The organism is Arthrobacter sp. 05N425, assembly GCF_056397125.1.
Genome location: NZ_JBFTMU010000003.1, coordinates 295,041 through 315,184, shown reverse-complemented (window position 1 = coordinate 315,184; position 20,144 = coordinate 295,041). Strand labels below are relative to the sequence as shown.

20 protein-coding genes are annotated in these 20,144 nt (G+C 65.8%); all 20 read right to left on the bottom strand.

Annotation, left to right across the window (positions count from 1 at the left end):
• Positions 1-103 precede the first annotated feature (103 nt).
• The 20 genes from AC1DGE_RS07060 to prfA all read right to left on the bottom strand — a co-directional run bounded on the left by AC1DGE_RS07060 (position 104) and on the right by prfA (position 20,124).
• Complete coding sequence (locus tag AC1DGE_RS07060) at positions 104-2,611, bottom strand: bifunctional lysylphosphatidylglycerol flippase/synthetase MprF (protein WP_476917164.1); 2,508 nt, start codon at positions 2,609-2,611, stop codon at positions 104-106.
• A complete protein-coding gene (locus AC1DGE_RS07055) occupies positions 2,593-3,942 on the bottom strand; it encodes an alpha/beta hydrolase (RefSeq protein ID WP_476917163.1) in 1,350 nt (449 codons plus the stop codon). The genes AC1DGE_RS07060 and AC1DGE_RS07055 overlap by 19 nt, the downstream gene beginning before the upstream one ends.
• Positions 3,943-3,947: 5 nt before the next feature.
• Positions 3,948-4,379 carry a DUF2550 domain-containing protein gene (locus AC1DGE_RS07050; protein ID WP_441417359.1) on the bottom strand — a complete coding sequence of 144 codons (432 nt, stop codon included), beginning with the start codon at positions 4,377-4,379 and terminating at the stop codon, positions 3,948-3,950.
• A 10-nt stretch (positions 4,380-4,389) separates the two neighbouring features.
• On the bottom strand, positions 4,390-4,674 hold the full coding sequence (locus AC1DGE_RS07045; protein ID WP_104172348.1) for a F0F1 ATP synthase subunit epsilon: 285 nt from the start codon (positions 4,672-4,674) through the stop codon (positions 4,390-4,392).
• 1 nt (position 4,675) lies between these two features.
• Positions 4,676-6,130 carry a F0F1 ATP synthase subunit beta gene (gene atpD / locus AC1DGE_RS07040; RefSeq protein WP_476917162.1) on the bottom strand — a complete coding sequence of 485 codons (1,455 nt, stop codon included), beginning with the start codon at positions 6,128-6,130 and terminating at the stop codon, positions 4,676-4,678.
• Positions 6,131-6,212: 82 nt separating this feature from the next.
• Complete coding sequence (locus AC1DGE_RS07035; protein ID WP_441417358.1) at positions 6,213-7,106, bottom strand: F0F1 ATP synthase subunit gamma; 894 nt, start codon at positions 7,104-7,106, stop codon at positions 6,213-6,215.
• A 76-nt stretch (positions 7,107-7,182) separates the two neighbouring features.
• Positions 7,183-8,820, bottom strand: coding sequence for a F0F1 ATP synthase subunit alpha (atpA, locus tag AC1DGE_RS07030; RefSeq protein WP_441417357.1), 1,638 nt, complete (start codon positions 8,818-8,820; stop codon positions 7,183-7,185).
• An 87-nt stretch (positions 8,821-8,907) separates the two neighbouring features.
• Positions 8,908-9,732, bottom strand: a complete 825-nt coding sequence (locus tag AC1DGE_RS07025; RefSeq protein ID WP_441417356.1) for a F0F1 ATP synthase subunit delta — start codon at positions 9,730-9,732, stop codon at positions 8,908-8,910.
• Positions 9,732-10,283, bottom strand: coding sequence for a F0F1 ATP synthase subunit B (locus AC1DGE_RS07020; RefSeq protein ID WP_175322873.1), 552 nt, complete (start codon positions 10,281-10,283; stop codon positions 9,732-9,734). Before AC1DGE_RS07020 ends, AC1DGE_RS07025 begins: the two co-directional genes overlap by 1 nt.
• Before the next feature lie 53 nt (positions 10,284-10,336).
• On the bottom strand, positions 10,337-10,555 hold the full coding sequence (atpE, locus tag AC1DGE_RS07015) for an ATP synthase F0 subunit C (protein ID WP_003804776.1): 219 nt from the start codon (positions 10,553-10,555) through the stop codon (positions 10,337-10,339).
• A gap of 80 nt (positions 10,556-10,635) precedes the next feature.
• A complete protein-coding gene (atpB, locus tag AC1DGE_RS07010) occupies positions 10,636-11,436 on the bottom strand; it encodes a F0F1 ATP synthase subunit A (RefSeq protein WP_175322872.1) in 801 nt (266 codons plus the stop codon).
• Between the two features lie 91 nt (positions 11,437-11,527).
• Positions 11,528-11,881, bottom strand: a complete 354-nt coding sequence (locus AC1DGE_RS07005; RefSeq protein WP_476908585.1) for a hypothetical protein — start codon at positions 11,879-11,881, stop codon at positions 11,528-11,530.
• On the bottom strand, positions 11,865-12,359 hold the full coding sequence (locus AC1DGE_RS07000; protein ID WP_441417354.1) for a Cg1360 family ATP-synthase-associated protein: 495 nt from the start codon (positions 12,357-12,359) through the stop codon (positions 11,865-11,867). Before AC1DGE_RS07000 ends, AC1DGE_RS07005 begins: the two co-directional genes overlap by 17 nt.
• A gap of 80 nt (positions 12,360-12,439) precedes the next feature.
• Positions 12,440-13,465 carry an MraY family glycosyltransferase gene (locus AC1DGE_RS06995; protein WP_441417353.1) on the bottom strand — a complete coding sequence of 342 codons (1,026 nt, stop codon included), beginning with the start codon at positions 13,463-13,465 and terminating at the stop codon, positions 12,440-12,442.
• Positions 13,462-15,330 (bottom strand): polysaccharide biosynthesis protein, encoded by a 1,869-nt coding sequence (locus AC1DGE_RS06990; RefSeq protein ID WP_476917161.1) that lies wholly within the window; start codon positions 15,328-15,330, stop codon positions 13,462-13,464. Before AC1DGE_RS06990 ends, AC1DGE_RS06995 begins: the two co-directional genes overlap by 4 nt.
• A gap of 101 nt (positions 15,331-15,431) precedes the next feature.
• The gene (locus AC1DGE_RS06985; protein WP_476908583.1) at positions 15,432-16,406 is read right to left on the bottom strand and encodes a glycosyltransferase; all 975 of its coding nucleotides are present in this window, start codon (positions 16,404-16,406) and stop codon (positions 15,432-15,434) included.
• A gap of 6 nt (positions 16,407-16,412) precedes the next feature.
• Entirely contained in the window at positions 16,413-17,321 is a 909-nt protein-coding gene (locus tag AC1DGE_RS06980; protein WP_441417350.1) for a glycosyltransferase, read from the bottom strand.
• Position 17,322: 1 nt separating this feature from the next.
• On the bottom strand, positions 17,323-18,108 hold the full coding sequence (locus AC1DGE_RS06975; protein WP_476908582.1) for an L-threonylcarbamoyladenylate synthase: 786 nt from the start codon (positions 18,106-18,108) through the stop codon (positions 17,323-17,325).
• On the bottom strand, positions 18,105-19,016 hold the full coding sequence (gene prmC / locus AC1DGE_RS06970) for a peptide chain release factor N(5)-glutamine methyltransferase (RefSeq protein WP_476908581.1): 912 nt from the start codon (positions 19,014-19,016) through the stop codon (positions 18,105-18,107). The genes AC1DGE_RS06975 and prmC overlap by 4 nt, the downstream gene beginning before the upstream one ends.
• 34 nt (positions 19,017-19,050) lie before the next feature.
• The gene (gene prfA / locus AC1DGE_RS06965; RefSeq protein ID WP_441417347.1) at positions 19,051-20,124 is read right to left on the bottom strand and encodes a peptide chain release factor 1; all 1,074 of its coding nucleotides are present in this window, start codon (positions 20,122-20,124) and stop codon (positions 19,051-19,053) included.
• Positions 20,125-20,144: the final 20 nt, after the last annotated feature.

Genomic DNA, 20,144 nt, shown 5'->3' with positions numbered 1-20,144 from the left:
CATTATTGCCGGGGATCATTTCTTTGCGTTTGACCCCTCCGGCGGCAGCATTGTTTGCGGGGATTCCCCTAAACGGCAGGCGGATAATGGCACCGGCTCCGAATTAGCGCACCAGCGTGCGGAGCAGACGCGCACTCTGGCGGACTGAAAGGTCGGGAAGGTAAGCGCGGCTCAAAGCGCGCCCCATCGCCGGCAGCTGCAACGGATCCTGGTAGTACAGGTAGAGCGTGCGGTAATCCGGTTTGAACCGCGATTTGAACGTGGCCAGGGAACGGAATCCGTAAGCCGGTTCCAGCGCACGGCCCACCACGTCCAGAATTCCGGCGAGCCCCTCGCTGTCGCGCGGCCCTCCGTCGCCGTCTCCCCGCGCCTCCTCCCTGGCGAGCGGGGAGCCGGAGAGCGAGATCACTTCCACCGAGTCCCGCAGCTCCAGCACGGCAGAGGCGATCAGGAACTCCATCACGCCGGGGAAGGCGTCACCGCGGCGGCGCATGACGTCCAGCGTCCAGCTCACCACCCGTCCGCCGTCGTAAACCGGCAGCCAGCTGGTGACCCCGTGCACGCGGTCCTCGGCGTCCACGGCAACGCAGCACAGCACTTCTTCGTCTTCGAGCTCGTCGAGGCTGCCCAGCGTGAATCCCATCTCCGGGACCGACTTGCCGGCCGCCCACTCTTCTGAGACCTCGCTCAACTGGGCACGCAGCGAAGGGGAGAATTCCCGATAACGGCCCCAGACCGCACGGACGCCGGTCTTGGCCGCCCGGTTCAGCGCCGTCCGGACGTTTTGCCATTCCTTGCCTTTGAACTCCAGTTCGCGGACCGCCAGTCGGGTCTCCAGCGCCACCGCAACCCTGCGGAAGCCGCGGCCCTGAAGCAGGGGCCACAGCTCGTCCGTGCAGGAATAGAAGCACGGGATCAGCGCTTGTTCGGTGCAGTAGGACAGGAACAGCGCGGCAGTTTCCTCGCGGTGCGATGCCGGGCCGAAAGGTCCCGCCACCGTCAGCGCGACGTTGCCGTGCTGCTGGTAGGCCACTCCCCCGCGGCGCTCGGGTGCAAACCAGTACGTGTTGGGTGCCCAGAGCGCCATCCAGGACAGCGAATCGCCGCCTTGCCGGATGAGGCCGCGGGCCCGTTCCCGGTCCTCGGCCCCCGCATCCGTGCCGTGGTGGCGGCGCAGCAGCACCAGCCAGACCCCGGCAAGCGCCACGACCCAGAAGATGATGCCGGAGGAGGCGAACAGGAAAGCCTCGGTCGCGTTGCGGTTCTGGAACACGCGGTTGTAGATGCCGGGAATGGGCAGCGGCAGGTACTGCCGGGCGAGCTCCGCGGCGAGTCCCAGCCAGCCGCCGTCGCGCTCCAACCCGCCCGAGGCAAACCATGCGGCGCCATAGCCCCCGGCGAGCACCAGGAAGGTCCCCGCCACCGTCAGCGCGAGGATGCGGCGGGCCCGCCGCGTGGTTTCCACCCGGAACAGGCGCCGGTTGGCGAACAGCAGCAGCACCAGGCCCAGCGGCACTGCCACGAGTGGCAGGACGTGGACAAAGCCGGAACCCATTATGGCCGTGTGCGGCCGGCCGGGATAGTGCGGAATCCGGGCAAACAGGGCCAGGTAAACGGCTGCCAGGGCGGTAACACCCAGCTGCACCAGGATCGCGATCCGCAGTGCGAGCCGGCGCCCGTGCCGCATGCCGTCGGCGCAAATCAGCAGCAGCACCACCGGCACCACGGCCAGGGCCAGGCCGAGGGGTCCGGCGTACCCCTCCCGCCCGGCGCTGAGGCAGGTGATGTCGACGCCGCCTCCGCAGTTCTGTTCCAGCTGGTTCAGCGTGGGCAGCGGATTCAGCACCACGTCCCGCAGCAGGGCCAGCGGCCCGGTGGGACTTCGCACCGCGGCCGTGATGATGGGGCCCACGGCGAAGATCGCCACCGTCAGCGCCAGGAGGTTGCGGGTCTCCCGGCCGGTGGAGCGGTGGCGGTGGAGCGTCCCCTTGTCTCCCTGGATCCACCAGCCGGCCATGAGTCCGGACAGGGCGCCGGACAGGCCCACCACCGTTTCCGCGTGCCCCACATACAGCACGAGCAACAGCGACCCGGAGACGACGGCGGTCCGCAGCCGCCGCTGCCACAGCGCCGGCAGGAGGGCGCCGGCCGCGAGGGCGACGGCAAGGATAGCCGCGTACGGGCCGATCAGCCGGTCCCCGGCCATCGGGCCGAGCCAGCCGTCGCCCGCAAAGAGAGCGAGCTGGGTGACGAGCAGGAACAGCGTCACCGCGGCGAACTGCCCGGCAAAGAAGAAGACGGCTGTGCGCAGGGTTCCGAGCTGCCGTTCGGCGAGGCCCAGCAGCCCCAGAACCATCAGCGATGCCGCGAGGTAGGCCAGGGGGTTGGTCGCGAAGAACAGCGAGCTGAACATGGTCCACCACAGTCCGCCCTGCAACCCGGGGGCACTTACCGAGGCCGCCTCAAGCAGTGCTTCCGGCGGGCCGGTGAGGAAACTGCCGGTAGCTGCGCCGACTCCCAGGAACGCCGCCAGAAAGGCCAGCGAGAAGGGAATCCCCTGCAGGTAACGCCCGATCCGGCGAATGGCGTTCCTCACTTCTTGATCCCCCATCGCGGGGCCAGGAAGTCGAGGCCGGCGGACAGTCCCTTGGCAGCGACCGTCCAGGAATGGCCCGTGCGTGGAATCACCTTCTCGTCGACGGAGAACCCGGCCGAGCGGGCGGCACTAGCCAGCACGCCCATGTACTCGATGAACTCGGGATCCCGCTCGCCGGCTCCGAAGTAGAGGGCGTTGCCGTCGAAGCGGCGCTGCTGCATGAGGTGCAGCGGCGTCTGCCGTTCGAAGGCCGCGGTGTCGCCGCCGAACGACGCCTCGATGGTCTTATGCCGCTCCTTGGCGAGGGCGGGCTCCTGCTCGCTCGAAAACGCCAGTGCCGCGCTGTAAACGTCAGGGTGCCGGGTCGCCATTTGGACGGCGCAGGTGGCGCCGAAGGAGAACCCTCCGGCCGCCCACTTCCGCGGATCCGGGTCCACATCGAACGTCGCGCGGATCCAGCCGGGCACATCCTCGGCAAGGAAGGTGTCCGCCTGCGCGATTTGGCTGTCCATGCAGAGGACGTTGCCGTTGGGGGTGCCGTTGGGATCGACCACGATGACCACGGGGGCCACTCCGTGGTGGGCTGACGCGAAGCGGTCCATCCGGCTCCGCAGGGCGCCGCCGGTGACCCAGTCGGCAGGGCTTCCGGGCTGGCCGGAGAAGAGTACCAGCACAGGAAGTGCCGGGCGCGGTGAGGCCTGGTAGGCGGGCGGCAGATAAACGTAGGCATCCCGGCTGCGGAAGCCGGACACGGTGCCCGGGATAGAGGCCTTGCGGACAAGGCCGCCCGCGGGAAGGGTTGCCCGCGGTGTCCACCCGGCCAGGCCGACGGTGGCGGGCTCCCCGGCCTGGCGCTGGAGACCGGCTTCCAGAGCCGGGATCCGTGCGACGGCGGTCCCGGTGAGGTCGCTCACGGTGTGGTTCAGCCCGAAGTAGGCGTTGATCTGGATCGCCGAAAGCGCGAGCACACCGGCAAAGGCGACCGCGGCTGCCGTCACGGCCACCCTGCGGCGGCGGGCCGGACGTGGACGGGACCGCCACACGGTCCGGCCACGGTGGAGCGCCAGCAGCAGCGCGGTGACGGCCGGGACGGACCAGGCGAGGACCTCGGAAGGGAGCACGTCCGGAAAGAGAGCGAAGGGGTAAACGAGGAGCCAGTGAACGCCGAGCACCAGCGCGAGGGAAAGTAGGAGGGCAGCAGGCGGCACGGCCCAAGCCTGGCGACCGGGCGCGCGCTTCCAGCCGCTGTGCGGCCGGATCAGGTACAGCATCCCAACAACCCCGGCGGCGCACGCGGCCCATAGGACCGGGCCGTCGTCGATCCGGATGCCCTCGGCGAAACCCACCGGGACTAGCGCCAGGTGCCGACGCCGATGACCGGACCGGCCTCAAGCCACGAGGAGAGGCCGGTGTAGGCATCGAATCTCATCGCGAGCAGCACGTCGCGGCCCTCGTAGCGCAGTTCGACGATCACGGTTTCCGGCTGCACCTTGACGAGTTCGACTTCGGTGGGCTCGCGGCGCCCCAGCAGCTCAAGGGAGCTGCGGCGGAAGGTATGTTTCGGCCGCACGCTCAGCGAGGCAAGCCGGAACCATTCCAGGTCGTTGTCCTGATAACGACAAACCCCCATCTGCCAGCTGTTTCCAGCAATGCAGATAGAGGCGTCCACCGTGCCCAGGGCGCGCCGCAGATTGAAGCGGCGCACCCCGGAAAGGCACAGTGCAAAGACCAGCAACGCAAACACGGTTGCCAGGACGATGAACGGAAAACCAGTAACGTTCATCAAGGTCGGGCTAGCGGATCCCCGCAGTAGCCGCGTCGCCCATTTGGGCGTTGTCAGCAACAATGACGACCCTGTTGTTGTCGACGGAGAAGAACCCGCCGTCGACAACTACAGCAATGCGGTCACCGGACACCGGCTCAATCGCCAGTTCACCTTCGGCCAGAATCGCCAGCAGGGGCGAGTGGCCGGGCAGGATTCCGATTTCACCATCGCTGGTGCGGGCCTTGACCATCTTGGCCGCTCCGGACCACACGAAGTGGTCCGCTGCGACAATCTCAACCTCAAGCTCAGCCATATTACTTGGTCTGTTCCTGGATCTTAGCCCACTGGCGCTCGACGTCGTCCAGGYCGCCGACGTTGAAGAACGCCTGCTCTGCGATGTGGTCGAGGTCGCCGTCGCAGATCGCCGTGAAGCCTTCAACGGTGTCCTTGATGGACACGGTGGAGCCTTCGACGCCGGTGAACTGCTTCGCCGTGTAGGTGTTCTGCGAGAGGAACTGCTGGATACGGCGTGCACGCGACACGACGATCTTGTCCTCTTCGGAGAGCTCATCGACGCCGAGGATGGCGATGATGTCCTGGAGTTCCTTGTTCTTCTGCAGGATCTGCTTGACCCGGACGGCCGTGTTGTAGTGGTCGTGTCCGATGTACTGCGGATCCAGGATGCGCGAGGTCGACGTCAGCGGGTCAACGGCCGGGTACAGACCACGGGAAGCGATTTCACGGGAAAGTTCCGTGGTCGCGTCGAGGTGTGCGAAGGTCGTGGCCGGGGCCGGGTCGGTGTAGTCATCTGCGGGAACGTAGATGGCCTGCATCGAGGTGATGGAGTGGCCCTTGGTGGACGTGATGCGCTCTTGGAGCAGGCCCATCTCGTCAGCCAGGTTGGGCTGGTAGCCCACGGCMGAAGGCATGCGGCCGAGGAGGGTGGAAACCTCGGAACCTGCCTGGGTGAAGCGGAAGATGTTGTCGATGAAGAGCAGCACGTCCTGGTTCTGCACATCGCGGAAGTACTCCGCCATGGTCAGCGCGGACAGGGCAACGCGCAGACGCGTTCCCGGCGGCTCATCCATCTGGCCGAAGACAAGCGCGGTGTCCTTGAGGACGCCGGCCTCTTCCATTTCGACCCAGAGGTCGTTGCCTTCACGGGTACGCTCGCCAACACCGGCGAACACCGAGGTGCCACCGAAGTTGCGGGCAACACGGGTGATCATTTCCTGGATCAGCACGGTCTTGCCGACGCCGGCACCGCCGAACAGGCCAATCTTGCCACCCTTGATGTACGGGGTGAGAAGGTCGATCACCTTGATGCCGGTTTCCAGCATCTCGGTGGAGCCCTCGAGGGTCGCGAAGGCGGGTGCCTTGCGGTGGATCGGCCAGCGTTCGCTGATCTGCAGCTCGGACTCGGTCACGTCCAGGGGCTGGCCCAGCACGTTGAAGATGTGGCCCTTGACGCCGTCGCCGACGGGGACGGAGATCGGGGCACCGGTGTCAACCACGTTGGTGCCGCGGACCAGGCCGTCGGTTGCCTGCAGGGAGATGGCGCGGATGAGGTTGTCGCCGAGGTGCAGCGCAACTTCGAAGGTGATGGTCTTGGTCTCACCGTTGAGAGTAATCTCCGTGGTGAGTGCGTTGTAAATCGAGGGGATTGCGTCAGCCGGGAATTCGACGTCGACAACCGGGCCAATAACACGTGCAATACGGCCGGTGGCACCGGACGTTGCGGCTACGTGTTCGGTAGCAGTGGCAGTCATCTCTCTCACTTCACTCAGTAGATGGCGTGGGCGGTTAAGTTTGTTCTTTGGTGCAGGTAAAGCTGGGTCCGGACCGGGCGGGCTAGGACGCGTTCAACGCGTCGGCGCCTGCCACGATTTCGGAAAGCTCCTGCGTAATCTCAGCCTGGCGGGCAGTGTTGCGCAGACGCGTGTACTTCTTGATGAGGTCCGTGGCGTTGTCGCCGGCGGATTTCATCGCCCGCTGGCGGGCTGCGAGCTCGGAAGCTGCTGCCTGCAACATTGCGGCGAAGATACGAGACTCGATGTAGCGCGGCAGCAGGGCATCGAGAACCTGCTCAGCTTCCGGCTCGAATTCGTAAAGCGGCAGGAGCTCCGACTCGGAGGCGGCCTGCTCTTCGACGACCTCGAGCGGGAGCAGGCGGATAACCGTCGGCTCCTGCGTCACCATGGACTTGAAGCGGGTGTAAACGACGTGGATCTCGTCCACGCCGCCCTCTTCGTAGGCCGTTGCGAAGTCTGCCAGCAATGCTTCGCCGACTTCCCGCGCCGTCTCGAACTGCGGTGCGTCCGTGTTGCCGGTCCACACCCGCTCGTAGGGGCGGTTACGGAAGTCGAAGTATGCCTGTGCCTTGCGGCCCATGACGTACGTCTTGACTTCCTTGCCTTCCTCGTGGAGCAACTCGGTGAGGCCTTCGGCCTGCTTGAGCACGGTTGCCGAGTAGGACCCTGCAAGGCCGCGGTCGGAGGTGATGACCAGGACGGCGGCGCGGCGGATCTGCTCCGGCTCGGTAACCAGCGGGTGGTCGATTTCGCTCTGGCTTGCGACAGCAGAAACGGCACGCGTGATCGCGTTTGCGTAAGGCAGTGAAGCCGCTACGCGTGCGCGGGCCTTGCCGATGCGCGAGGTAGCGATCAGTTCCATCGCCTTGAAGATCTTGCGCATCGACGTCGTCGAGCTGATCTTCTGGCGGTAGACCCGGATCTGGGCTCCCATACTTATCCTTTCCTAAGATCCCGGTGGCCGGGACTGCCGGAACCCGCTGGGGTTCCGGCAGTCCCTGCCAGCGAAACTAGCGCTTCTGCTTGACGATTTTTTCCTGGTCGACCTTGTCCTCGTCGATCGGGGCGTACTCCTCGTGCCCTGCACCGACCAGGAGGCTGTCGCCCTCGCCGAAGAAGCCCTTCTTGAAGTCCACGATCGCGGTCTTCAGCGCCTCTGCCGTGTCATCGTCCATGACGTTGGTCTGGGCCAGCGTCGTCAGGATGGAGGACTTGTGCTTGAGGTGCTCCAGGAACTCGGTCTCGAAGCGGTTGATGTCTTCAACCGGAACGTCGTCGAGGTAGCCGTTGGTGCCGGCCCAGATGGAGACAACCTGGTCCTCGACCGGGAACGGCGAGTACTGGCCCTGCTTGAGCAGTTCCATCAGGCGGGCGCCGCGGGTCAGCTGCTGGCGGGAAGCCGCGTCGAGGTCCGACGCGAACATCGCAAATGCCTGCATGTCGCGGTACTGGGCGAGTTCCAGCTTCAAGGTACCGGAGACCTTCTTCATGGACTTCACCTGTGCGGCGCCACCCACGCGGGACACGGAGACACCCACGTCGACGGCGGGACGCTGGTTGGCGTTGAAGAGGTCCGACTGCAGGAAGATCTGGCCGTCGGTGATGGAGATGACGTTGGTCGGGATGTAGGCGGACACGTCGTTCGCCTTCGTCTCGATCAGCGGCAGCCCGGTCATCGAACCTGCGCCCAGCTCGTCGGAGAGCTTGGCACAACGCTCAAGCAGACGGGAGTGCAAGTAGAAGACGTCGCCCGGGTAGGCTTCGCGTCCCGGCGGGCGGCGCAGCAGCAGCGACACCGCACGGTAGGCCTCAGCCTGCTTGGAGAGGTCGTCGAACACGATGAGGACGTGCTTGCCACCGTACATCCAGTGCTGGCCGATGGCCGAGCCGGCGTACGGTGCCAGGTACTTGAAGCCGGCGGGGTCGGACGCGGGGGAAGCCACGATGGTCGTGTACTCCAGTGCGCCGTTGTCCTCGAGCGTCTGGCGGACAGCCGCGATCGTGGACGCCTTCTGGCCGATGGCCACGTAGATGCAGCGCACCTGCTTGGTGACATCGCCGGAAGCCCAGTTGGCCTTCTGGTTGATGATCGTATCGATGGCGATGGCCGACTTGCCGGTCTGGCGGTCGCCAATGATCAGCTGACGCTGGCCGCGGCCGATCGGGATCATGGCGTCGATAGCCTTCAGACCGGTCTGCATCGGCTCGTGGACCGACTTGCGCTGGGTCACGCCGGGCGCCTGGAGTTCCAGGGCACGGGTGGTTTCGGCCTTGATCTCGCCAAGGTCGTCGATGGGCTGGCCCAGGGGGTCAACCACGCGGCCGAGGAAGGCGTCGCCAACCGGAACGGACAAAACCTGTCCGGTGCGGTGGACTTCCTGGCCCTCTTCGATGCCGGTGAAGTCACCGAGGACGATGACACCGATCTCGCGGACGTCGAGGTTCTGGGCCAGGCCCAGCGTGCCGTCTTCGAAGCGAAGCAGCTCGTTCGCCATGACCGAGGGAAGGCCCTCAACACGGGCGATGCCGTCACCTGCGGTCGTTACACGGCCAACCTCTACGCGCTCTGCGTTTCCGGGTTCGTAGGACGCCGCGAACTCGTTCAACGCAATACGGACGTCGTCGGCGTTGATGGTCAATTCGGCCATCTGCAGTCCCTGCTCTCCTGTTTTCGTGATCATCGTTGCTCACGATGACCGGGGTTTCTTGTCGGTAAGTTGTGCTTGTCCGGCTAACTAAGCAATCTGACGCTGGAGCTGGCCCAGACGGGCGAGAACCGAAGCGTCAACCACTTCGTCGCCGATCTGGATCCGCAGGCCACCAATCAGTGCCGGGTCAACGTTCATGTTGATCTTGAGCTCACGGCCGTACAGGGCGTTGAGCCCTGCCTGCAGACGGCTGGTCTGGGTCTCCGTCAGCGGACGGGTGACGCTGACGGTAGCAATCCAGCGCTGCTGGCGCTTGGCCGCAAGCTCGGCAAAACGGCTGACGAGCTTGGTGACCTTGAGGCCGCGGGGCTGCGAAACTGCCTGTCCGATGAGGACTTTCGCTTCCACGCTGGCGCGGGGCACGAGCTTTTCGGCGAGGGCAACCTTGGCAGCCTGGCTCGCCTGCGGCTCGGACAGAGCACGCTGCACCTCGTGGCTGGAATCGACGGCCTGGTTGAAGGAGAACAGATCGTTCTCCAGCGCTTCCAGTCCGCCAATGCCCGAGGCAGAGACGGCCGACTTGTTTTCAGCAACGGCAATTACCACCGAAGCGGCAAGAGTCTCGAGTGCATCGCCGATGTCACGAGCCGACGCCCAGCGTGAGCTGGCCAGCCCGCTTGCGATCTCCACAGCATCAGCGGAGACTTTGCCGCTGAAGAGCTGCTTGACCAGCGCCGACTTTTCGTCACCGCTGCGGGACGGGTCAGTCAGGGCACGGCGCAAGCCAGCCGAGCTGTCCACCGTTCCCAGGATTCCGAAGAGTTCCGTAGCCAACTGCAGCGACGCGTTGGGAAGCTTGGCTTCCAACGCGACGAGTGCCGCGGTCAGCGATTCGCTCGATACACCTGCCATTACTTAGCTGCACCTGCGTTCTGGTTCTCCAGATCTGCCAGGAAACGGTCAACCACACGGGCCGAACGCGCGTCATCGCTGAGCGCCTCGCCGACGATGCGGCCTGCCAACGTGGTAGCCAGCGTGCCGACCTCGGCGCGGAGCGACACAACGGCCGCCTGGCGCTCGGACTCGATCTGCGCGTGTGCCTGGGCGGTGATGCGGGCAGACTCAGCAGCTGCCTTCTCCTTCAGATCCGCCAGGATCTGGGCGCCTTCGGCGCGGGCTTCCTCGCGGATGCGGTTGGCCTCGGTGCGGGCGTCGGTGAGCTGCTGCTTGTACTCTTCGAGTGCTGCAGAAGCCTCTGCCTGCGCCTTTTCGGCCTTGGCGATGCCGCCTTCAATGGCCTCGGCGCGCTCTGCGAAATTCTTCTCGAACATCGGGACGACGTACTTAGTCACGATGAACAGGAGGACAGCAAAGCCCACGAGGACGACAAACATTTCCCAGATATTGGGAACGAGGGGGTTCGTTTCGCCCTCGGTGGCGGCTGAGATGATCAGCTGCTTCATATTTCACCCGTCCTTATCTACTCGGTTCTGGATGTTCGCTGGGTTCTGAAGGTTTACTTGAGAACGAATGCGAAGACCAGGCCGAGGATGGCGAGGGCTTCAGTCAGCGCAAGGCCGAGGAATGCGATCGGCTGCAGGACGCGCTGTGCTTCCGGCTGACGTGCCACACCGTTGATGTAAGCAGCGAACACGAGACCCACACCGATACCACCGCCGATGGCGGAGAGGCCGTAGCCGATGAGGTTGAGGGAGCCGTTGATGGAGCCTTCCATTTTTCTTCCTTTCAAGATGCCACCCGTGTGGCAGGTTGTTTGGGTTGCTTCATCCCCGCGAGGGGAAGTTTGTGGGTGCCTTAGTGGCTGTCGGCGTGCAGTGCGCCTTCGATGTAGATCGCGGTCAGCAGCGTGAAGACGTACGCCTGCAGCGCCATGATCAGCGCCTCCAGCATGTACATCGCAATCGAGCCGGCCAGGACAAGCACGGAGGCGCCCTTCAGCAGGACGTTCTCCTGCATGACGAGGAACTCGATGCCGGAACCGGCGATCATCACGATCAGGTGGCCGGCCAGCATGGTGGCGAACAGACGGAGGCTGTGCGTGACAGGCCGGACCAGGAAGTTGGAGATGATCTCGATCGGGATAACGATCGGAAGGATGTAGATGGGTACGCCGCTCGGCACGGTGGCCAGCTTGAAGTACTTCAGGCCGTTCTTCTTGACGCCGATGGCGATCCAGGTGATGTACACGATCGCTGCCAGCACGTAGGCGCCGCCGACGTGCGAGAAGCTCGGCAGCTGGATCACGGGGATCGCGCCGTAGATGTTGTTCACGAGGATGAAGAAGAAGAGGCTGAAGAGCAGCGGGACGTACTTCATGAAGTCTTTGCCGCCGATGATGTCCTTGGCGATGCCGTTGCGGACGAAGCCGTAGGCTGCCTCGCCTGCGAACTGCAGCTTGCCGGGAACGAGCTGCTGCTTACGCGCAGCAATCACGAAGAATGTGGCGATAATGACGACCGAGAGGATCACCAGCAGCATCTGCTTGGAGAATCCTTCGGCTTGACCCCAGGGCAGGATAGCCGGCAGGTGCAATTGTTCAATTCCAGGAGGAGTGAACTCTCCTGAATCTTGGGCCGGGAGCGCAAGCGCGATCAACGCGTTTCCTCTCTGCAGTGTCCATCATTGGGCGTTGGGCGGGGAGCGGCCGCATTTCTGTCAGCCATTCCCCCTGTGAAATTTTTTGGCATTACTGTTCCGCGTCCTTCGACGGGCCACCTGCAGCGCCGTCTCCGCCAGCCGAATTCCGGTGACTGGTGAGACCGTGCATATGAGAAAGATAGAACCCTCCCGCAGCTCCAAGCAGGGCGCCTGCGAGCACAATCCAGCGGGTTCCCCACAGATTATCCAGACCCCACCCTATCAAACTCCAGACGATGATTCCGCCAACAATGTAGCTAAAGACGGCTATTCCGGCGTTGTATCCGCCGTCGTTGCCGTCCTGCGAGACACCGGGGGCGCCACCTGTGGTTTTGGGGGTCCGGGCCGGGTTTTTGGGAAGGTTCTTACCTTCGTTGTTGCCTGCATCATCGCGGCTGGGCATGGGTGCCGCCTTCCTGCGGGTCAGGGTCGTTGTAGATTTGCAGCCGTGCCTTGCCGAACCCGATGATCTCCGCCGCCTGCCAGGCGACCACGCAGACGACGGCGCCGATCAGGAACCAGCGTTCGTGCAGCCAGGCCGGCGCTCCGAGGACAAAGAGCACCACGGCGAAGCCGACCACTTTCACGAAGTAGGTGGCAACGAACATGCCGATGGCTCCGGACGGGTTGTTGCGGCCGACAAAATGTCCGATCGCCAGGCTGATCGCGAAGAACGCCATCACCAGCGCGCCGCCGAAGAGGCTGGACAAGGCACCGTAGCCGCCGTTGAAGGCGAAGGCCAGGACCGCGGTCAGCAGCAGGGCCGCCCCCGCCGCCGCCGAACTGAGGGCCAGCAGCTTCAGCCACAGCGACCTGGTGGGACCGGAGCCGCCAACGGAGCCGCTGCCGGACGTGCGTCCGGACTCGGCGTTGGAGCTCATGGGATCCCAATCGTCGCAGGGGGTAAGGGCAGGAACGCGGCGACAAGCCGCCCCTGAATTCTACACGAGATAGAACAGGGCTAGGCCACCGGGATGCGGGTGACCTTGGGACGGTGCCGGAACCGACGGATCAGGTCCGGCGAGACCAGATACAGTCCGAGCACCAGCAGGCTGCCGGCCACGCAGAGGGCGACGACGGGCAGCGGGGCCGTGGCGGCGACGAAACCGAGGACGATGACGGCGATGGTGCAGACCGTTACCACGGCTGCCGCCTGCAGGTGGGAGAAGCCGACGTCGGTGAGCCGCTGGTAAACGTGTTCGCGGTGGGACGCGTACCAGCGCTCCCCCGCCTTGATCCGGCGCAGCAGGGTATAGCCGGTGTCCGCGGCATAGACCAGGATCGGCGAGAGGACGTATTCGACGTAGACGCCGCTCAGGAAGCCCGCCACGGCGAGGGCCGCGATCGAGGCGCCGAGGAGATAGCTGCCGACGTCGCCCAGGAACACCGAACCACGGCCGAGGTTCCAGGGCAGGAAGCCAAGGAAGGCCATCGCGAGCACCGTGCCCCCGGCGGTTAGCCAGGGCTGTCCGGCCAGCATGCCGGCCAGCGCGTAGGCGCCGCCAGCGGTGACGCCGTGCAGGCCGGAGATCCCGTTGATCCCGTCCATGAAGTTCGCGATGTTGACGTAGGCCGCGATTGCCACGGCAGCCAGCGGCAGCCACCAGAACGACTGCGACGTCAGGACGATCAGCGCAGCGGAGCCGGCGGCACCGATTCCCAGCTGGGCGGCGGCGCGTGCCCCGATGGACAGACCGCGCAGATCCTCGATCCAGCCCACGGCGGCACTGGCCGCAATGATCCCCAGCACCACCGCGAAAACCGAACGGTCCACGGTGACGAGGTTTAGGAGCACCGCGGCGAGGTAGCCGACGGCGGTGGCCAGGGCGGCAGCCATCCCCATCCCCCGGATGGTCGCTTTATGGTGGGAGGAGCGGGCGGAGGGAATGTCGACGACGCCCATCCGGACCAGCCACGGTTTCACCGCGAAGGGAAGCAGCAGGCTGGCCAGCAGGGTGATTCCGGCCAGGATGGCGAGCGGCATCATGACGCGACCCGGATCGAGCCCGCTTCATCGGCCTCGTCGTCCGGGATGTCGGCGATGTTAATGCCCTGTTCGGCCTCGCAGCGGGCCAGCCAGACGTTCAGGTCCAGCTTGGCCGGATCCTGCTCGGTGGCCTTGGTGTGCGAAATCTTCGGGTGCAGGGGACGCTGGTCCAGTTCGCCGGTGCCGACGAGCTCTTCATGCAGCTTTTCTCCCGGCCGCAGGCCGGTGTAGATGATATCGACCTTTTTGCCGGACATGGCGATCATCCGCTGGGCGACGTCGAGGATCTTTACGGGCTCGCCCATGTCCAGGATCATCACGTCGCCGCCCGAGCCGATCGCACCGGCCTGGATCACCAGCTGGCAGGCTTCGGGAATCGTCATGAAGAACCGCGTGACCTCGGGATCGGTGACGGTGACCGGGCCCCCGACGCGGATCTGCTCGGTGAAGAGCGGGAGCATTGAGCCGCGGCTGCCCATCACATTGCCGAAGCGGACGGATACGAACTTGCTGCCGGTCTGGCCGGCCATCCAGGCGGTCAGCTTCTCCGCGACGCGCTTGGAGTGGCCCAGGGCGGTGGTGGGGTTGGCTGCCTTGTCGGTGGAGATATTCACAAAGTGTGAGACACCGGCGTGCCGGGCGGCGCGCAGCACGTTCAGGGTACCGCAGACGTTCGTCTTCCAGGCCTCGACGGGGTACTGCTGCAGCAGCGGTGCGTGCTTCAGGGCGGCGGCGTGGAACACGACCTCGGGCCGGCGGTCTTCGAAGATGTCCCGCAGGGCTTCGCCGTCGCGGATGTTGGCCAGCACCGTGTCGCGGCCGGCCAGCAGCCCCCGGCCGGTGATGGAGATCTGTGTCTGCTGCAGCCCGGTCTCGTCGTGGTCGAGCATGATGAGTTCCGCGGGGGCGAACTGGACAATCTGGCGGCAGAGTTCCGAGCCGATTGAGCCGCCCGCGCCGGTCACCAGCACCCGCTTGCCCTTGATATACCCGGCGATTTCGTCGACTTTGATGTCCACCGGCCGGCGGCCGATCAGGTCTTCGACCGCCACGTCGCGGAAGTCCGAGAACCCGTCGGGCGCCCCGCCGCCGAGCATGTCGCGCAGCGGAGGCAACACCAGCACACGGATATTCATGCCGGCCACAGCGTCCGAGATACGGCGCACGACGGCGGCCTCGACATTGGCGAACGCCAGGACCAGCACCCTTGCGCGGGTCCTGCGGATGATCGCCGGGAGGTCCTCTCCCCTGCCAAGGACCTGGACTCCGGAGAGCCGCAGGTGCTTCTTGGCCGGGTCGTCATCGATCAGGCCGACCGGGAAGTACGGGGAATCCGGGTCCTGCAGCATCCGGGTCAGCAGCGAGTTGCCCAGGAACCCCGCGCCGTAGATCAGGGTGTTCTGCGCCTCGTCGCCGGGCCGGGTCTTGCCCTCGACGTAGAGCCGCTTGGCGTAGCGTGCCGCGCCCATGAAGAGGCAGGCGAAGGGGAAGGCGATCAGGCCTACGCTGCGGCCGATGTTGATGGCCCCGTACAGCACCAGCAGCGTCACGGTGATCGAGGCGGCCACAATCACGGTGACGAAGACCAGTGCCCGCGCCTCCTGGAAACTGCCGAAGGGGTACCGGCCCCGGTAGAGGGCCAGCGCGTAGCCAGCGACGATCTGCGCGATGACGGCGAGGGCAGCGATGAAGAAGGCGCCCAGGAACTGTTCCGCCCGGATACCCATCTCGTAGCGCAGCAGCAGCGCCAGGACGACCGCCACGATCCAGGACATGGAGTCGAGGAACAGCTGGATCCAGATCCAGAGGGCGGGCTTCTCTTCCCGTGCTGCGGCAGATCCGCGCGCTTCAGATTTCGTACTCAACAGAGATTGCAACCGACTTCCACTACCACGGCGGCCATGCGCCTGTTTCAAAAAATACCCCGCCGCAAAACTGTCGGACAGCGGCGGAGCCTAAAACGATACTAATCTCTTTCGGCTCCGCTACCTGAGTCAGCGGCCCCGGCCGGCAAAAGCGGCGGCATCGGTTTCCAGCTGCGGTCCGCGAGGATGGCGCGCGATTCGCGCCATCCTCGCCAGAGCGCGCCGGTCCCCTTCAGGGTCCGCTCGACGAGCACCAGGCGGGCAATTTCCTTCAGGAAGGTCAGTGCCGTGCCGGCCCCAAAACCGAGCCGGCTGAACTTCCCGTAGGCCCGGAGGTACTGCGCGACGTGCCCGCGGTTGCGCATCACGTAGCGTCGGCTGAGGTCACTGGAGTCATTGAGGTGGCGCAGGCCCAGGTCCACCTGGCGCTGCGCGCGGACCTTCTTGATGACGAAGGCGTTGACGTAGACCACCGGTGTCTGCTGCGCGGCGAGCCAGCCGTAGACCAGGTCATCCCAGGTGATGAAGAAGCGTGGATCGGGCAGCCCGATGGTCCGCGCCACCGAGGCCTTGATCAGCATGCCTTCGAAGTTTCCGACGTTGGTGCGGAAGACCTCGGAATGCTTGAAGACGTCGCGCGAGACGGGGAGGAAGACGCCGAGCGCCTCGACGAAGTGGTGCTGCCAGAAGAAGGGTTTGCCGTTGGCGTCGTAGCGGCGGCCGATCAGGCAGGAATACTCCGGGGTGAACTTCTCCAGCGCCTCCACCGCTCCGGGGAGGACCTCGACGTCGTCGTCCATCAGCCAGAGCCACCCGGCACCGGCTTCCAGCGCCAGCTCGACGCCGCGGGAGAAGCCGCCCGCGCCGCCGACGTTTTCCGGCAGCCGTTCGTACTCAATCCGCGGACCGCCGGCGGCCCTGGCCCGGGAGACGACCTCGGCTGTGTGGTCGCTGCTGGCATTGTCCACCACGATGATCCGCGCCGGCGGGGTGCTGAGGCGGGCGAAGGAATCGAGCAGGTTCTGCAGGAAGTCGGCACGGTTGTAAGTGACGACGACGGCGTACAGGTTCTCCACGGCAGCCTAGCTGTTGGTGGACATCAGTTGCGCGGGAGAGCCGAAGCCCTTGCCGCGGAACCCGGTGGAATAGGCGCCGAACCAGTGCGCCAGGCCCTTCAGGTCCCCGGTCTTCAGGAAGTAGTACGGGAAGCCGACCATGTCAGCTCCGAACCAGCGCAGGTTCCGGTACTTGCGGGTCAGGTAGCCCCGGTTGCGGAAATAGCAGTAGCGCTTGAACTCGCCTTCCGGGATGACGGGGGTGATGAACCCGCCGAAGACGGGCTTCATCTCGGTCCAGGTGGCGGGGTGCTGCACGGCAACGGTGGCCAGCGTGCCGTACTTCAAGCCGGCCTTCTTCACCCGGGAGAGGAAGTCGACCTCGTCGCCGCGGATGAAGAACTTCACGTCCGGAATGCCGATCTTGTAGAAGACCTCGGTGCGGATCAGGGCCCCGTTGAAGAAGTGCACCATGTCCGGCAGGTAGCCCATCGGCGCCAGTTTGGCGCGGTCATTGGTCAGCAGGCCGTTGATCCGGAAGTTGAAGGACAGCCGGTTCGGGTCTGCGGTGGCGGCGACGAGCGGGCTGACGATGTCGAGCTGGTGTTCCTCGGCCGTCTTCAGCAGCCCGGCGAGGCAGTTGCCGTCCTCGGGGTGGCCGTCGTCATCCATCATCCAGATCCACTCGGCGCCGCTGGCCATGGCGGCCAGGATCGCGTAGGCAAAGCCGCCGGCTCCGCCGAGGTTTGCCTCGGAGCGCAGGTAGTTGATGTTCGCTCCCCCGGCGGCGACGACCTCGGTGGCCGGAACGGTGCCGGAGTCCACGAGCGCGATCGAGTGGATCGGCGCAGTCTGCGCGGCAAGGCCTTTGAGTAGGAGGGCAAGTTCCTCGTGCCGGTCGAAGGTTACGGCCGCGACGGCGACTTTGGGCTGCATGTCAGTTCCTCGGAGGGTCGTCGGAGGCGGTGGGGACAGTGTGGCCGGGTGTCTCCCCGGTCGCGGCGTCAGCCGGCACGGCGGCCGGCCCCGCTTCGGCATCCGGCTCCGCTTCGGCGGCCGGCTGTTCGCCGGCCCCGAGCACGCCCGGGACAACTTCACGCAGGCGCTCAAGGCTGATGGCGCCCTGGCGGACCACGCGCAGCGGCAGGGCCGTGGCGTCAATGATCGTGGACGGCTCGGCCCCGTTGCCTTCGACCGGCCGGTGCCCGCCTTCGAGGTAGACCTCCACCGACTCCGCGAGCTGCGCCTCGGCGTCGGCGGCGCTCTGTGCGGCGGCCTGGCCGGTGCGGTTGGCGGAGGAGACCGCCAGCGGTCCGGTGAGGGTAAGCAGGTCCTGGGCGACGTCGTCGTCCGGGAGGCGGAGGGCCACTGTGCCCTTGGTTTCGCCAAGGTCCCAGTCGAGCGAGGGCTGTGCGTGCAGGATCAGGGTCAGCCCCCCGGGCCAGAACGCCTCGGCCAGGCGGCGGGCCTCGGCCGGCACATCGGTGGCCAGGCCGTCCAGGGCGTTCAGCCTGGGGATCAGTACGGGCGGCGGCATTTGCCGGCTCCGGCCTTTGGCCGCGAGCAACAGCGTCACGGCCTGCGGCGAGAACGCGTCGGCGCCGATGCCGTACACGGTGTCGGTGGGGAGGACCACGCACTTGTGTTCCCGGATGGCCCGCTGGGCGTGTTCAAGTCCTGCGGCGCGTTGCTCCGCGTCCGCGCAATCGTAGCTAGTCGTCACTGGCCTATCCTTTCATCACTGACGGCCTCGGGTTTGCGGACGGCGCTGGTGGCGCGTTCGCGTCCGTTGAGGTCCAGGTGCGTCGTCACTCCGGACCAGTGTCCGGAACGCTCCAGCATCGCGGCGATCCAGCCGGCCTGGACCTCGGCGTGCTCCATGACGAAGTAGCCACCTGGCACGAGAAGCCGGGCCGCGGAGGCCGCCGCCGCCGTCGGGACTTCCATGCCGTCCGCTCCCCCGCCATAGAGCGCCTCGGGCGGGTCATGCAGCGCCACCTCGGGCTCGTTGGGGACCGCTTCGGCCGGGATGTAGGGCGGGTTGGACACGACGACGTCGAAGCTGCCGTTGTGTTCGGGCAACGCGTCCCGCAGGTCGCCGCGCACCAGGTGGACGCCCAGCGGCAGCAGGTTCTTGGCCGCCCAGGCGTGCGCAAACTCGCTGAACTCCACGGCGTGGACCTCGGCGTCGGGAACCTCATGCGCGATCGAGCCGGCAATCGCCCCCGACCCGGTTCCGAGGTCGACGACCTTGGGCCGCCCGTGCAGCCGTTCCGTGTCTTCGGACCGGGCCGCCAGCCAGTCGATTACCAGCTGAACGACGGATTCCGTTTCCGGACGCGGGATGAATACGCCGGGCCCGACGGCCAGTTCGAGGTAGCGGAAGTGCGCCACGCCGGTGATGTGCTGCAACGGGATACGCTGCGCGCGCTCGGCCACCAGCTCGGCGTAGCCTGCCGGCGCCGGCGTGTCACCGAGGACCATGGCGCGGAGCCGGCCCGGGCCGACGCCAAGCAGGTGGCCGGCAAGGAGTTCGGCGTCGACCTTCGGGCTCGGCACGCCGGCGGCGGCCAGCACGGCCGTGGCCTCGCGGACGGCGTCGGCGAGGCTCAGCGCAGCATCAGAAGTCATCAGGCTCAGGTGTCATCGGGGCGGACGATCCGTACTAATCGCCGATGGCGTCGAGGCGGGCCTGTTCGTCCATCTCGATGGCGGACTGGATCACCGGCTCCAGGTCGCCGTTCATGACCTGGTCCAGGTTGTACGCCTTGTAGCCGGTGCGGTGGTCGGCGATCCGGTTTTCCGGGTAGTTGTAGGTCCGGATGCGCTCGGAGCGGTCCATGGTGCGGATCTGCGACTTGCGCTGGGCCGAGTTCTCGGCGTCGATCTGCTCCTGCTGGTGGGCCAGGATGCGGGCGCGCAGCACGCGCATGCCGGCTTCACGGTTCTGCAGCTGGGACTTCTCGTTCTGCATCGCCACCACGATCCCGGTGGGAAGGTGGGTGATGCGCACGGCCGAGTCGGTGGTGTTGACCGACTGGCCGCCGGGGCCGGAGGAACGGTAGACGTCGATCTTGAGATCGTTCTGGTTGATTTCGAGCTCTTCGGGCTCGTCCACTTCGGGGAGCACCAGGACGCCGGCGGCAGAAGTGTGGATACGCCCCTGCGACTCGGTCACCGGCACGCGCTGCACCCGGTGCACGCCGCCTTCGAACTTCAGCCGCGCGAACACGCCCTCGGCAGGATCGTTGGAGTTGCCCTTGACGGCCATCTGGACGTCCTTGTAGCCGCCCAGGTCCGATTCGGTGGCGGAGATAATCTCGGTTTTCCAGCCACGGGATTCCGCGTAACGGCTGTACATGCGCAGCAGGTCCGCGGCGAACAGGGCAGCCTCGTCGCCGCCTTCGCCGCCCTTGACCTCAAGGATCACGTTGCGGGCGTCGTCCGGGTCGCGCGGGATGAGCAGGCGGCGCAGCTTGGCCGCGGCCGTCTCCAGGGCAGCCTCAAGCTCGGGCACCTCAGCGGCGAACTCCGGATCCTCGCCGGCCATTTCCTTCGCGGCCGACAGGTCATCGCTGATGCTTTCCCAGCGGTGGTAGGCCTCCACAATGCCGTTCAACTGCGCCGACCGCCGCCCCAGCTTCCGGGCCAGCTTCTGGTCAGCATAAACAGCAGGATCCCCAAGCTGGGCCTGGATAGCAGCATGCTCATCCAACAGCCCCTGTACGGACTCAAACATTTCAAAACCTCTTTCGAGGC